Source organism: Streptomyces flaveolus, from assembly GCF_044765825.1.
GTDB classification, from domain to species: domain Bacteria; phylum Actinomycetota; class Actinomycetes; order Streptomycetales; family Streptomycetaceae; genus Streptomyces; species Streptomyces flaveolus.
Genome location: NZ_JBIWKU010000011.1, coordinates 214,533 through 229,124 on the forward strand (window position 1 = coordinate 214,533; position 14,592 = coordinate 229,124).

The 14,592-nt window shown below is 71.3% G+C and carries 11 protein-coding genes; 9 read left to right on the top strand and 2 right to left on the bottom strand.

Annotated elements, in window-relative coordinates; genetic code table 11:
- Positions 1-10: 10 nt before the first annotated feature.
- The 8 genes from ACIRG6_RS29610 to ACIRG6_RS29645 all read left to right on the top strand — a co-directional run bounded on the left by ACIRG6_RS29610 (position 11) and on the right by ACIRG6_RS29645 (position 9,710).
- A complete protein-coding gene (locus ACIRG6_RS29610; protein WP_403325023.1) occupies positions 11-1,546 on the top strand; it encodes a gamma-aminobutyraldehyde dehydrogenase in 1,536 nt (511 codons plus the stop codon).
- 55 nt (positions 1,547-1,601) lie between these two features.
- Complete coding sequence (locus ACIRG6_RS29615; protein WP_403325024.1) at positions 1,602-2,849, top strand: polyamine ABC transporter substrate-binding protein; 1,248 nt, start codon at positions 1,602-1,604, stop codon at positions 2,847-2,849.
- Between the two features lie 5 nt (positions 2,850-2,854).
- Positions 2,855-4,033 (top strand): ABC transporter ATP-binding protein, encoded by a 1,179-nt coding sequence (locus tag ACIRG6_RS29620; RefSeq protein ID WP_403325025.1) that lies wholly within the window; start codon positions 2,855-2,857, stop codon positions 4,031-4,033.
- Positions 4,033-4,962, top strand: coding sequence for an ABC transporter permease (locus tag ACIRG6_RS29625; protein ID WP_392147620.1), 930 nt, complete (start codon positions 4,033-4,035; stop codon positions 4,960-4,962). The genes ACIRG6_RS29620 and ACIRG6_RS29625 overlap by 1 nt, the downstream gene beginning before the upstream one ends.
- A complete protein-coding gene (locus ACIRG6_RS29630) occupies positions 4,963-5,763 on the top strand; it encodes an ABC transporter permease (RefSeq protein ID WP_318214634.1) in 801 nt (266 codons plus the stop codon).
- 33 nt (positions 5,764-5,796) lie between these two features.
- A complete protein-coding gene (locus tag ACIRG6_RS29635) occupies positions 5,797-7,224 on the top strand; it encodes an NAD(P)/FAD-dependent oxidoreductase (RefSeq protein ID WP_239763401.1) in 1,428 nt (475 codons plus the stop codon).
- Positions 7,225-7,352: 128 nt separating this feature from the next.
- Positions 7,353-7,811 carry a bifunctional DNA primase/polymerase gene (locus ACIRG6_RS29640; protein WP_318214636.1) on the top strand — a complete coding sequence of 153 codons (459 nt, stop codon included), beginning with the start codon at positions 7,353-7,355 and terminating at the stop codon, positions 7,809-7,811.
- Between the two features lie 87 nt (positions 7,812-7,898).
- Complete coding sequence (locus tag ACIRG6_RS29645) at positions 7,899-9,710, top strand: chitinase (RefSeq protein ID WP_403325026.1); 1,812 nt, start codon at positions 7,899-7,901, stop codon at positions 9,708-9,710.
- On the opposite strand, the gene ACIRG6_RS29650 is transcribed toward ACIRG6_RS29645, so the two are convergent.
- On the bottom strand, positions 9,649-10,287 hold the full coding sequence (locus tag ACIRG6_RS29650; protein ID WP_364680347.1) for a phosphatase PAP2 family protein: 639 nt from the start codon (positions 10,285-10,287) through the stop codon (positions 9,649-9,651). The genes ACIRG6_RS29645 and ACIRG6_RS29650 overlap by 62 nt on opposite strands.
- A 453-nt stretch (positions 10,288-10,740) precedes the next feature.
- A complete protein-coding gene (gene gabT, locus ACIRG6_RS29655; protein WP_239763405.1) occupies positions 10,741-12,075 on the bottom strand; it encodes a 4-aminobutyrate--2-oxoglutarate transaminase in 1,335 nt (444 codons plus the stop codon).
- A gap of 250 nt (positions 12,076-12,325) precedes the next feature.
- On the opposite strand from gabT, the gene ACIRG6_RS29660 reads away from it, so the two are divergent.
- Entirely contained in the window at positions 12,326-14,467 is a 2,142-nt protein-coding gene (locus ACIRG6_RS29660; protein ID WP_364680341.1) for an ATP-binding protein, read from the top strand.
- The last annotated feature ends 125 nt before the right edge of the window (positions 14,468-14,592 follow it).

Below are 14,592 nucleotides of genomic sequence, written 5' to 3' on the forward strand. Positions count from 1 at the left end.
GAGAGCCGACATGCACAACCCGGGCAATGCCACCCCGGACCGATTCCCGGCCCAGCAGCGCTTTTCGGACGGCGCGCAGTACATCGGGGGCCGCCTGACGAAGGGCACCTCCGGCCGCACGCACACGGTCGTCGACCCGGCGACCGGCGAGGACGTCCTCATCTACGAGCTCGCCGGCACGGAGGACGTCGACGCGGCCGTGGCCGCCGCGCGGGCGGCGTTCCCCGGCTGGTCCGGCGCCACCCCGGGCGAGCGCTCCGACGCCCTGCACCGCTTCGCCGCCGTCCTCGCCGAACACGCCGAGGACTTCGCGCGCGCCGAGTCCCTGCAGTGCGGCAAGCCGCTGAAGCTGACCCGCGAGTTCGACGTGCCGGGCACGGTCGACAACGCGGCCTTCTTCGCCGGTGCCGCCCGGCATCTCCAGGGGCAGTCGGCCGGCGAGTACTCCGGCGACCACACGTCGTACGTCCGCCGCGAGCCGATCGGTGTCGTCGGCTCCATCGCGCCCTGGAACTACCCGCTCCAGATGGCCGCCTGGAAGATCCTCCCGGCGATCGCCGCGGGCAACACCGTCGTGCTGAAGCCCGCCGAGATCACCCCGCTCACCTCCCTGATGTTCGCCCAGGCGGCGACCGAGGCCGGTATCCCGGACGGCGTGATCAACATCGTCACCGGCACCGGGCAGGAGGCCGGTGAGCACCTCGTCGGCCACCCCGACGTCGCCATGACCTCCTTCACCGGCTCCACCGCCGTCGGCAAGCGCGTCGCCGAGGTCGCCACCGCCGGCGTCAAGCGCATCCACCTGGAGCTCGGCGGCAAGGCGCCCTTCCTCGTCTTCGACGACGCCGACCTGGACGCCGCCGTCAACGGCGCCGTCGCGGGCGCGCTCATCAACACCGGCCAGGACTGCACGGCCGCCACGCGCGCGTACGTGCAGCGGCCCCTGTACGACGCGTTCGTGGAGCGGACCGCGGCCCTCATGGACACCGTCCGCGTCGGCGACCCCTTCGCCCCGGGCACCGACCTCGGCCCGCTGGTCAGCCACGTCCAGCGGGACCGCGTCGCCGGCTTCGTCGACCGGGCACGCTCCTACGCGCGCGTGGTGACCGGCGGCGAGGCCCCGCAGGGCGACCTCAAGGACGGCGCCTACTACCGGCCCACGCTCATCGCCGACGCCCCGCAGGACAGCGAGGCCGTCCAGGCCGAGATCTTCGGACCGGTCCTCGTCGTCCTGCCCTTCGACAGCGACGAGGAGGGCATCCGGCTGGCCAACGACACGCCGTACGGGCTGGCCGCCTCCGCCTGGAGCCGGGACGTGTACCGCGCGAACCGCGCCACCCGCGAGATCAAGGCGGGCTGCGTGTGGATCAACGACCACATCCCGATCATCAGCGAGATGCCCCACGGCGGATACAAGGCGTCCGGCTTCGGCAAGGACATGTCCGCCTACTCCTTCGAGGAGTACACGCAGGTCAAGCACGTCATGTTCGACAACACCGCGGTGGTCCGCAAGGACTGGCACCGCACCGTCTTCGGGGACCGATAGCCATCACGCCAGGCCGCCGACCACGGCCGACCCACCCGAAAGGGCCATCACGCGCATGGAGCAGTACGAGCCCGACCGCCTGTCCCCGGCCCAAGTGGCCGCCATGCGGCGCAGCTTCACCAACGGCAGGGCCGCCCTCACCCGCCGCTCGCTGCTGCGGGCCTCCGCGGGCGGCGCGCTCGCGGTCGGCGGCCTCGGGGCACTGAGCGCCTGCGGCATCCCCGCGGCCGGCAAGACCGAGGGCGGGGTGTCCTCCGAGGACCGGTCGAAGGAGGAGAACGAGATCTCCTTCTCCAACTGGACCGAGTACATGGACGTGGACGACAGCGGCAACCGGCACCCGACGCTGGACGCGTTCACCCGGCGGACCGGCATCAAGATCAAGTACACCGAGGACATCAACGACAACAACGAGTTCTTCGGCAAGATCCAGCCGCAGCTCGCCGCGGGCCAGGAGACCGGCCGCGACATCATCGTCGTCACCGACTGGCTGGCCGCGCGGATGATCCGCCTCGGGTGGGTCCAGAAGCTGGACCCGTCCAACCTGCCGCACGCCTTCGCCAACCTGTCCCGGCAGTTCCGCGACCCGGACTGGGATCCCGGCCGCGCCTACTCGTACCCCTGGCAGGGCATCTCGACGGTCATCGCCTACAACAAGAAGGCGCTGGACGGCATCGAGGTGAAGTCGGTCTCCGACCTGCTCGACAACCCGAAGCTCAAGGGCCGGGTCGGCTTCCTCACCGAGATGCGCGACTCCGTCGGCATGACGCTGCTCGACATGGGCAAGGACCCGGCCCGCTTCTCCGACGACGACTACGACGCGGCGATCGCCCGCCTCCAGAAGGGCGTCGACAGCGGTCAGATACGCCGCTTCACCGGCAACGACTACACGTCCGACCTCACCAAGGGCGACTTCGCGGCCTGTCTGGCCTGGGCCGGTGACGTGGTCCAGCTCAAGGCGGACAGCCCGGACGTCGAGTTCCTCGTCCCGGACAGCGGATACATCACGTCCAGCGACAGCATGCTGATCCCCAACAAGGCCCGGCACAAGACCAACGCCGAGCGGCTCATCGACTACTACTACGAGCCGGGTCCGGCCGCGCAGCTCGCCGCCTACATCAACTACGTCTGTCCCGTGGACGGCGTGAAGGACGAGCTTGCGAAGATCGACGAGGACGCGGCGAACAATCCGCTGATCATTCCCGACAAGGCCATGCAGGCCAGGTCCCACCCCTTCCGCTCCCTGAGCGCGAAGGAAGAGACGGCCTACGAAGAAAAGTTCGCGAAGCTCACTGGGGCGTGACGACGATGAAGACGACGACAGACGCGACGGACCGCGGCGGCGACGTCCGCCTCTCCGGCATCAGCAAGACCTACGGCTCCTTCACCGCCGTGCACCCGCTCGACCTCACCGTGCCGCAGGGCTCCTTCTTCGCCCTGCTCGGCGCCTCCGGCTGCGGCAAGACCACGACCCTGCGCATGATCGCCGGACTGGAGGAGCCCAGCAGCGGCACCGTCCACCTCGGCGACCAGGACGTGACCGTGCTCCCGCCGTACAAACGGCCGGTCAACACGGTCTTCCAGTCCTACGCCCTCTTCCCGCACCTCGACATCTTCGAGAACGTCGCCTTCGGCCTGCGCCGGCGCGGGATCAAGAGCGTGAAGAAGCAGGTCGAGGAGATGCTCGACCTCGTCCAGCTCGGTGAGCAGGCCCGCAAGAAGCCGCACCAGCTCTCCGGCGGCCAGCAGCAGCGCGTCGCGGTCGCCCGCGCCCTGATCAACCACCCCAGGGTGCTGCTCCTCGACGAGCCGCTCGGCGCCCTCGACCTCAAGCTGCGCCGCCAGATGCAGCTGGAGCTCAAGCGCATCCAGACCGAGGTCGGCATCACCTTCGTGCACGTCACGCACGACCAGGAGGAGGCCATGACGATGGCCGACCAGGTCGCCGTGATGAACGCCGGCCGCGTCGAGCAACTGGGCGCCCCCGCCGACCTGTACGAGAACCCGCGGACCACCTTCGTCGCCAACTTCCTCGGCACCTCCAACCTCGTCGAGGCCGAGGTCGTCTCCACCGGCGGCGACGACATCGCGGTGAAGGCGGCCGGCGACAAGCTGGTCCTGCCCCGCGCCCGATGTTCCGCGCCGGCCCAGGCGGGCGGCAAGGTCCTGGTCGGCGTGCGCCCGGAGAAGATCAGCCTCACACACGCGGACGACGCCGGCTCCATCCCCGAGGGCCGCAACCGCATCACCGGCAAGATCAGCAACACCAGCTTCATCGGCGTCTCCACGCAGTACGTGGTCGACTGCGCCGCCTGCCCCGAGTTCGAGGTCTACGCCCAGAACATCGACCGCGACGCCCGGCTCGCCCCCGGCGCCGACGTCGTCCTGCACTGGAACCCGGCGCACACCTTCGGCCTGGACGCCTCCCAGTCCGTGCACGCAGGGACGACGGGCGACGCCGGTGCGGCCGAGGGGGAGGCCGCCTGATGTCCACCCTCACCGAGGCGCCACCGCCGCTGTCCCCGGCCGCACCGGCGAAGAAGCCCCCGCGCAAACGGGGCCGCCTCACCCCGTACTGGCTGCTGCTCCCCGGCATCCTGTGGCTGGTCGTCTTCTTCGCCGCGCCGATGATCTACCAGGCCTCCACGTCCGTGCAGACGGGCTCGCTGGAGGAGGGCTACAAGGTCACCTGGCACTTCGCCACCTACTGGGACGCGCTGTCCGAGTACTGGCCGCAGTTCCTGCGCTCGGTCGCCTACGCCGCCTCCGCGACCGTGCTGTGCCTGCTGCTCGGCTACCCCCTCGCCTACCTGATCGCGTTCCGGGCGGGCCGCTGGCGCAACCTGATCATGATCCTGGTGATCGCGCCGTTCTTCACCAGCTTCCTGATCCGCACCCTGGCCTGGAAGACGATCCTCGCGGACGGCGGACCCGTCGTCGGCGCCCTGAACACCCTGCACGTCCTGGACGTCACCAACTGGCTCGGCTGGACGGCCGGCGACCGCGTTCTGGCCACCCCGCTCGCGGTGGTGTGCGGTCTGACGTACAACTTCCTGCCGTTCATGATCCTTCCGCTGTACACGTCGCTCGAGCGCATCGACGGCCGGCTGCACGAGGCGGCCGGCGACCTGTACGCGAAGCCGTCCACGGTGTTCCGCAAGGTCACCTTCCCGCTGTCGATGCCGGGCGTGGTCTCCGGCACGCTGCTGACCTTCATCCCGGCGACCGGCGACTACGTCAACGCCTCCCTGCTGGGCTCGGCCGACACCGGAATGATCGGCAACGTGATCCAGTCCCAGTTCCTGCGGGTGCTGGACTATCCGACGGCCGCGGCACTGTCCTTCATCCTCATGGCCGCGATTCTCGCCATGGTCACCGTCTACATTCGCAAGTCCGGCACGGAGGATCTGGTTTAAATGACCTTCGTCAACTGGTTCAAGCGCAATCTGGTCGTGCTCGCCGGACTGCTGACGCTCGCTTATCTCCTGCTGCCCAACGTCATCGTCACGGTGTTCTCGTTCAACAAACCGAACGGGCGCTTCAACTACGCATGGCAGCAGTTCTCCACGGACGCCTGGAAGGACCCGTGCGGGGTCGCCGGGCTGTGCGGTTCGCTGTCGCTCAGTCTCCAGATCGCCTTCTGGGCGACGCTCGGCGCCACCGCCCTCGGCACGGCGATCGCCTTCGCGCTGGTCCGCTACCGCTTCCGGGCGCGCGGCGCGATCAACTCGCTGATCTTTCTGCCGATGGCGATGCCCGAGGTCGTGATGGCCGCCTCGCTGCTCACCCTGTTCCTCAACATGGGCGCCCGGCTGGGCTTCTGGACGATCCTCATCGCCCACATCATGTTCTGCCTCAGCTTCGTGGTGACGGCCGTCAAGGCGCGCGTGATGTCGATGGACCCGCGACTGGAGCAGGCCGCGCAGGACCTGTACGCCGGTCCCTTCCAGACCTTCGTCCGGGTCACGCTGCCCATCGCCGCACCCGGAATCGCCGCGGGCGCGCTGCTCGCCTTCGCGCTCTCCTTCGACGATTTCATCATCACCAATTTCAACGCGGGTTCCACCGTCACCTTCCCCATGTTCGTGTGGGGATCGGCCCAGCGTGGAACGCCCGTTCAGATCAACGTCGTCGGTACGGCCATGTTCGTCGTCGCCGTACTGTTCGTCCTGGCCTCCATGGTCATCGGCAACCGTCGAAACCGCCGCAAGGCATAAAGCGCATCAGTGCATTCGTAGGGAGTTGAAATCATGGCCCCGAGCGCCATGAGCCGCAGCAACGACTGGACGACATCACTCTCCGACGCCCAGCCGGTCCCGTACTGGCTGGACGACCCCGGCCGCCCCCGCGCCGAGCCCGCCCTCACCGGCCCCGAGACCTGCGACCTCCTGGTCGTCGGCGGCGGCTACAGCGGACTGTGGACCGCGCTGATCGCCAAGGAGCGCGACCCGCAGCGGGACGTGGTGCTGCTGGAGGGCCGCGAGGTGGGCTGGGCCGCCTCCGGCCGCAACGGCGGCTTCTGCGCGGCCTCCCTCACGCACGGGCTGTCCAACGGCCTCACCCGCTGGCCCGGCGAGATCCACAAGCTGGAGGAGCTGGGCGCGCGCAACCTCGACGCGATCGAGGCCGCGGTGGCCCGGCACTCTCTCGACTGCGACTTCGAACGCACCGGCGAGATCGACGTCGCGACCGAGGAGTACCAGGCCCGCGAACTGTCGGACTGGTACGAGGAGATCCGGTCCCAGGGCCTCGCCGACGGCGTTGAGTACCTGGACGCCGAGGCCGTACGCGAGCAGGTCGACTCACCCACCTTCCGGGCGGGCCTGTACGACCGCCGGGGCGTGGCCATGGTCAACCCCGCCAAACTCGCCTGGGGCCTCAAGCGGGCCTGCCTCGACCTCGGCGTCCGCGTCTACGAGCACACCCCGGCGCTCACCCTGCGGCCGTACGGCGCCGGCATGGCCGTACGCACCCCCTACGGCGGTGTCCGCGCCCGCACGGTCGCGCTCGGCACCAACATCTTCCCGAACCTGGTCAGGCGGGTGCGCTCGTACACCGTCCCGGTCTACGACTACGCCCTGATGACCGAGCCGCTCACCGACGCGCAACTGGCCTCGATCGGCTGGAAGAACCGGCAGGGCCTCGGGGACAGCGCCAACCAGTTCCACTACTTCCGGCTGTCCGCCGACAACCGGATCCTGTGGGGCGGCTACGACGCGATCTATCCGTACGGCGGCCGGGTGCGGGCCGAGTACGACGACCGCCCGGAGACGTACGCCAAGCTCGCCGGGCACTTCTTCACCTGCTTCCCGCAACTGGAGGGCGTCCGCTTCACGCACGCCTGGGGCGGCGCCATCGACACCTGCTCGCGCTTCTCGGCGTTCTTCGGCACCGCGCACCGGGGCAAGGTCGCCTACGCGGCCGGGTACACCGGCCTCGGTGTGGGGGCGACCCGGTTCGGCGCCGAGGTGATGCTCGACCTGCTGGCGGGGGAGCGCACCGAGCGCACCGAACTGGAGATGGTCCGCAGGAAGCCGCTGCCGTTCCCGCCCGAGCCCTTCGCCTGGACCGGCATCGCGCTCACCAAGTGGTCGCTGGCCCGCGCGGACGCGCACGACGGCCGGCGCAACCTGTGGCTGCGGACGATGGACAAGCTGGGTCTGGGCTTCGACAGCTGACCCGGCCGGACCCGGGGTGTGATCCGGTTCACCCCAAGGAGTCGCGGCAACCCGCGTAATGCCTGCCCCCGGACCTCCCTCTCTCTCGTGACGCACCCCGCGTCCACGAGAGAGAGGGAGGTCTTCACATGCCTGGTGCGAAGACGGCGGTCGCGTGGCTGGCATCCGTCGCACCGGATCCCGAGTCCTGCCGGCGGGAGTGGGAGCGCAACCCCCAGGGGATCGTGCTGCTGCCGGCCGGCAAGGCCTGGGACGTGCTCATCCTGCCGAGCCGGCTCGGCTATCCGACGCTCGACGTGCTGTCCCGCGTCCTGGACCAACCCGGCCCCGTGCTCGTCGACTTCGGCGACGCGCGCACCGGATTCCTCGTGCCGCCCGGCACGGCTGCCCGCTGGCTGGGCACCGGCATCCGGACGGCCGGACCCGGCACCTGGATCGTCGTGCCGTACCCGGGGCGGCTGTCGGCCTCCGGCGTCCGCTGGCTGATCCCGCCCGACGGGTCCGGCACCCTCACCGATCCCGCGCTCCTCGAACTGGCGATGCACGAGGCGGCGGCGGCTCTCGCGGCGGGGGAGGACGGGCGGTGAGCCGCGCGAGGGGTTGACAACCGAATTGGTCTGGACCAAGTTGGGCGCGCTCCACCCTCCCCATCTCCCCCATGTCCGGAGGCACTTGTGGAACGCTCCAGACCTCTCGCCCGACGACCCCTCGTCACGCTGCTCACCGCCACGGCTCTCGCCGTGTCCGGCATGACCGCGCTCTCGTCGGCCGCCCGTGCGGCCGACGCGGACCTCGCGAGGAACGGCGGCTTCGAGTCCGGTCTCGACGGCTGGACCTGCACGGCGGGCACGACCGTGACCTCACCCGTGCACGGCGGCACCTCCGCCCTGAAGGCCACCCCGGCCGGCGCCGACAACGCCCGCTGCGCGCAGACGGTGACCGTGAAGCCCGACTCCGCGTACACGCTGTCGGGATACGTCCGCGGCACGTACGTCTACCTCGGCGCGAGCGGCACCGGCACCACCGACGTCTCCACCTGGGCCCAGTCCGCCCCCGACTGGCAGCGCCTGACGACCACCTTCCGCACCGGCCCGACCACGACCAAGGTCACCGTCTACACCCACGGCTGGTACGGCACCGGCGCCTACCACGCCGACGACATCTCACTGACCGGGCCCGGCGGCGAGACGGGTCAGCCCCCGGCGGCCCCCGCCGGTCTGACGGCCGGCTCCGTCACCTCCTCCAGCGTCGCCCTGTCCTGGTCACCCGTCCCGGGCGCGACGGGCTACGCCGTCTACCGCGACGGCGCCAGGGTCCGCACGGTCACCGGCACCTCCGCCACCGTGACCGGCCTGACCCCGTCGACGGCGTACGCCTTCCAGGTCGCGGCGGTCAACGACGCCGGTGAGTCCGCACGGTCCGCGACGGTCACCGCCACCACCGCCCAGGGCTCGGACGGCGGCGGCTCCGGCCTCCCGGCCCACGCCCTGGTCGGCTACCTCCACGCGAGCTTCGCCAACGGCTCCGGCTACACCCGCATGGCCGACGTGCCCGACAGCTGGGACGTCATCGACCTGGCCTTCGGCGAGCCCACCTCGGTCACCTCCGGCGACATCCGCTTCACGCGCTGCCCGGTCACCGCGTGCCCGAACGTGGAGAGCGACGCCGAGTTCAAGGCGGCGATCAAGGCCAAGCAGGCGGCCGGCAAGAAGGTGCTGATCTCCATCGGCGGCCAGAACGGCCAGGTGCAGCTGTCGACGACCGGGGCCCGCGACCTGTTCGTCTCGTCCGTCTCGAAGATCATCGACGAGTACGGGCTCGACGGCCTCGACATCGACTTCGAGGGCCACTCCCTGTCGCTGAACGCCGACGACACGGACTTCAGGAACCCGAAGACCCCGGTGATCGTCAACCTGATCTCGGCCCTGAAGACCCTGAAGGCCAAGTACGGCGACGGCTTCGTGCTGACCATGGCCCCGGAGACCTTCTTCGTGCAGAACGGCTACCAGTTCTACGGCACCGGCAAGTGGGGCGGCCAGGACCCGCGCTGCGGCGCCTACCTCCCGGTCATCCACGCCCTGCGCGACGACCTGACCCTGCTGCACGTCCAGGACTACAACTCGGGCCCGATCATGGGCCTCGACAACCAGTACCACTCCATGGGCGGCGCCGACTTCCACATCGCCATGACCGACATGCTGCTCACCGGCTTCCCGGTCGCCGGCGACGCGAACAACGTCTTCCCGCCGCTGCGCCCCGACCAGGTCGCCATCGGCATGCCCGCCTCCACCAACGCGGGCAACGGTCACGTCTCCCCGGCCGAGGTCACCAAGGCCCTGAACTGCCTGACCAGGAAGACCGACTGCGGCTCGTACGCCACCCACGGCACCTGGCCGGGCCTGCGCGGCCTGATGACCTGGTCGATCAACTGGGACCGGTACGCGAACTGGGAGTTCCAGAAGAACTTCGACGCGTACTTCGGCTGAGCAGCGACCACACCCCCGTCAGCAGCACCGCCCCCAGGCACCAACTGGCCACCACGTCCAGCGGCCAGTGATAGCCCCGGCGGACCAGCCCGTAGGAGACGCCGAGGACGAGGACGGCGCAGACCACGACGAGCAGACGGCGGACGGCCGGCGCGCGCAGCAGCGGAAGGAGCAGCAGCGTCGCCGCGCCGTACGCGACGAGCGCGGTGGCGGTGTGGCCGGAGGGGTAGTAGCCGACGGCCGGCGGCACCGCCGGGGTGCCGGGGCGGTCGGTCCACTCCTTCAGCGGGGCGACCAGCACCGGCACCAGGACCATCGCCGCGGCTCCCACGAGGGGCGGCAGCCACCAGCGGTCCACACCTCTGGCGCGCCCGCACCAGGCGGCGCCGGCCAGCGCGAGGGCGAGGACGGGCACCGCCACCTGCACATTGCCGAGGTCGGCCAGCAGTTCGGACAACCGGTCCGGGTGGACGAGCGCCCGGCTCACCCGCTCGTCCACCCCCACCAGCGGCCCGTCGGCGACGACCTGCCAGGTGATCAGCGCGAAGAGGAGGGCCGGGACCCCGAGCAGCAGCATGGGGCACAGCTTGGCAAACAACACCGAAGGGCCGGCACAAGGGGGGGAGTGTGCCGGCCCTTCGGTGAACCACCGTCCCGGGTGCCGAGGCGGCGTCCTGACCGGAACGTCGCGCGCCCCGGGGGGTTTGGGGCGGGCGACCGTCCGATCGGTGAGGAGACCCGGAACCCGTGGGTTCCGGCTGTGTGCGCGAGGCACGACCAGGTCGAAGCTGGGGAGGCCCCGGCCTGAGCTCCGCCCACGGTCCCCCGTGGGCGGGGTGTATCTCTCATCTGCGTAGAACCTACGACAGGGGGTGCGCTCAGGACAGGGGCATCGGCGTCCTGCCATCCACCCCGCACACGTTCTTCACACGCTCTGCGGCTCGCCGCGCCAGGCGTGCGAACCGCAGCTCAGATGCGCGTTCGGACGGTCGTGCACGTGCGCGAACCCGGGCTCGCGCGGGTGCCCCGCTCAGACGCGGGCGAAGCCCTGCTCGATGATATCGAGGCCCTCGTTCAGCAGGTCCTCGCCGATGACCAGCGGCGGCAGGAAGCGCAGCACGTTGCCGTAGGTGCCACAGGTCAGGACCAGCAGGCCCTCGGCGTGGCAGGCCTTGGCGAGCGCGGCGGTCGCCTCGGGGTTCGGCTCCTTGGTGGCGCGGTCCTTGACCAGCTCCACGGCGATCATCGCGCCGCGGCCCCGGACGTCGCCGATGATGTCGAACTTCTCGGCCATGGCGGTGAGGCGGCCCTTCATGACCTCCTCGATCCGCTTCGCCTTCGCGTTGAGGTCGAGCTCCTTCATCGTCTCGATCGCGCCGAGCGCACCCGCGCAGGCGACCGGGTTGCCGCCGTAGGTGCCGCCGAGGCCGCCGGCGTGGGCGGAGTCCATGATCTCGGCGCGGCCGGTGACGGCGGCCAGCGGCAGACCGCCGGCGATGCCCTTGGCCGTCGTGATCAGGTCCGGGACGATGCCCTCGTCCTCGCAGGCGAACCACTGGCCGGTGCGGCAGAAGCCGGACTGGATCTCGTCGGCGACGAAGACGATGCCGTTGTCGGCGGCGAACCGGCGGATCGCCGGCAGGAAGCCCTTGGCCGGCTCGATGAAGCCGCCCTCGCCGAGCACCGGCTCGATGATGATCGCGGCCACGTTCTCGGCGCCGACCTGCTTGGTGATCTGGTCGATGGCCTGGGCGGCGGCCTCCGGGCCGGCGTTCTCCGGGCCGGTCGGCCAGCGGTAGCCGTAGGCGACCGGCACGCGGTACACCTCGGGCGCGAACGGGCCGAAGCCCTGCTTGTACGGCATGTTCTTCGCCGTCAGCGCCATGGTGAGGTTGGTGCGGCCGTGGTAGCCGTGGTCGAAGACGACGACGGCCTGGCGCTTGGTGTACGCACGGGCGATCTTGACGGCGTTCTCGACGGCCTCGGCGCCGCTGTTGAACAGCGCCGACTTCTTCGCGTGGTCGCCCGGCGTCAGCTCGGCAAGCGCCTCGGCGACGGCGACGTAGCCCTCGTACGGCGTGACCATGAAACAGGTGTGGGTGAAGTCGGCGAGCTGCGCGGACGCCTTGCGTACGACGGCCTCGGCGGAGGCGCCGACGGAGGTCACGGCGATGCCGGAGCCGAAGTCGATCAGGCTGTTGCCGTCGACGTCCTCGATGACGCCGCCGCCGGCGCGCGTGACGAAGACGGGCAGCGTGGAGCCCACGCCCTGCGCGACCGCGGCGGTCCGGCGGGCCTGCAGCTCCTGCGACTTCGGGCCGGGAATGGCGGTGACGACGCGGCGCTCCTGCGGAAGTGCGGTCATGGGGGCTCCTGTGGATCTTTTCGGACGCTTGCCTTCTTTTCTCGCAGGCTAGGACCGTGAGCGGGGGGTGGGCATGCTCCATGTGGGCGTTGTCCGCGCCGTCGGTTGTCCGCGGTGGACAGGTGGCGTGTACGGCGGCATGTGGACACGTCGACGCGGACCCGGCCGCGTAAACGGTGAACTCGCCCTGCCAGGGCGTTAGATTGGCTCGCTGATGGTGGACGGAGCGGCTGGTCAGGGGGCAAGGTCGATGGACAGCGACGGCATGCGGGACACGCGGGGTACGCACGCGAATCCTGTGCCGCGTCCGGCGGGGCCTCCCGAGGTGCCCGCGGTGCCGCCGCGGCCTGCCCGGCAGCCCGGGACGCCCGCGGCACCGGCCGTGCCCCCGCTGCCGGACGGCTCCGCGTTCCTGACCTGGCTGCGCACCCCGCGCCCCGAGACGCTGCCCGGCGTGTGGCGCTTCGGACACCGGCCGCGGCCGGAGGAGGAGCCCGAGCGGATCCCGGCACGGCAGCTGCTGAGCGGGGCGCTGATCGCCTTCCTCGTCGGCTGGCTGATCTGGTCACTGCTGTGGAACGGCTACCTCGGCGGCTGGTGGCTGCTGCCCCTGTACGCGATGATCCCGGACTCCTGGGCCGAGCCGCACAGCTTCGGCGCCGTCGTGGCCGTCTACGCCTACTACGTCCTGGTCGCCGCGATCATCATGGTCGGCGTCGGCCGGCTCGGCCGCTGGGGTGAGATCTGGCGCCGCTACGGCCCGCCCGCCTGGCGCCGCGCCGCCCCGGGCGGCGGCCCCCCGCCCGCGCCCGAGGAGGACCCCGCCGCCTGGCCCGCCCTGCGTGCCGCCGGTGCCGTCGACGCCGCCGAGCGGCTCGCCGCCGACGCGCGCTCCGGACTGATGCGGGACGTCGACCACGCCCGCATCGCCCGCGCCTGGCAGGGCGTGGTGCGCGGCCGGCACAGCCTCGCCACCTTCACCGGTGCCGTGCTCAGCCACGGCGCCGGCGCCTGCCCGCACCCCTCCGGCGCCCGCGACCTGCCCTCCCGGCAGGCCCGGCACGACCTGGTCACCGGGCAGGTACGGCTCGGCACCACCGCCGACGACGAGCGCAACCCCTACGCCTACCGCGGCACCGGCCTCGCCCTCGGGCCCGACCTGCTCGGCACCTCCCTGCTCGCCGTCGGACCGGCCGGGTCCGGCAAGACCGGCGCCGTCGTGCGGCCGCTCGCCGAGTCCCTGTGCCTGCACGCCCTGGCCGGCCGGGCCGCGGTCGTCGTGGTCGGCGCGGCCGGCGCCGGGCTCGGCCCGGCCGACGCCTACGACGTCGTCGTACGCGTCGGGAACCCGGACTCCGTGTACGACCTCGACCTCTACGGCGGCACGACCGACCCCGACGAGGCCGCCGCCGTCCTCGCCGAGGCACTCGTCGGCGACCTCGCCGACCCGCACCCGGGCAGCGACAGCCGCCGCTCCACCACCGTCCTCGCCCAGCTGCTCGGCCCGTTCCGGGCGGTGCACGGACGCTTCCCCGGCGTACCCGAGCTGCGGCAGCTCCTCGACGGGACGCCCGGACCGCTGGCCGAGCTGCGCCAGGGCCTCCAGGAGGCCGGGCAGGAGTCGTTGCTGCGCGAGCTGGACGCCCGCGAGCGCCAGATGGGGCACCCCGGTGACGTGGGCGGTGTCCTGGCCGACCGGGTGGCGCTCCTCGACCGGCCCGCCTTCGCCCCCTTCTTCGACACCTCGGGGCAGACCCGGCCGTTCTCGCTCAAGGCCCTCGACCATCCGGTGCGGGTCCGCATCGACCTGCCCGAACGCGGCCACGCGGACGCCTCGCGCATCCTGGCCCGGCTGGTGCTCGCCCAGTTCACGGCGAGCGTGTCGGTGCGGGAGGACCGGTCGCTGTTCGCCTGCCTGATGCTGGACGACGCGAGCGGTGTCGTGACGCCGGAGGCCGTACGGGGCGTCCAGCGGCTGCGCTCCGCGGGCGCCGGGGTCGTGCTGACCCTGCGCACCCTGGACGACGTACCGCGTCCGCTGCGCGGGCCGCTGCTCGGGTCCATCGGCTGCCGGATGGCGCTGTCCGGGCTCACCCCCTGGGACGGGCAGGACTTCGCCGAGGTGTGGGGCAAGGAGTGGACCGAGGCCCGGGACGTCACCGACCGGCAGATCATCGCCGAGACCCCGGCCGGCAAGGCCGTGCACATGCTGCGCCGGGTGATCACCGGCAAGGCGCCCACCGCGCGGGCGGTCACCGTGCGGCAGGTCGAGCGCGAGCGGTGGTCGGCGTCCGAGCTGGCGCACGCGGTGCCGGCGGGGCACGCGGTGCTGTCACTGACCACCGTGGGCGGCGAGCACGCACCGCCGCTCCTGGTGGATCTGCGCGGCTGAGGTCCCCGCCCGGGGATCCACCCGCGGGGACCGTACGGTGAGGCAGAATCGACACAGGCCGTTCATACGCGGCGGCCAAAGGATCACAGAGATTCCGCACCGCCCTCGCACACCTGACGCAGATC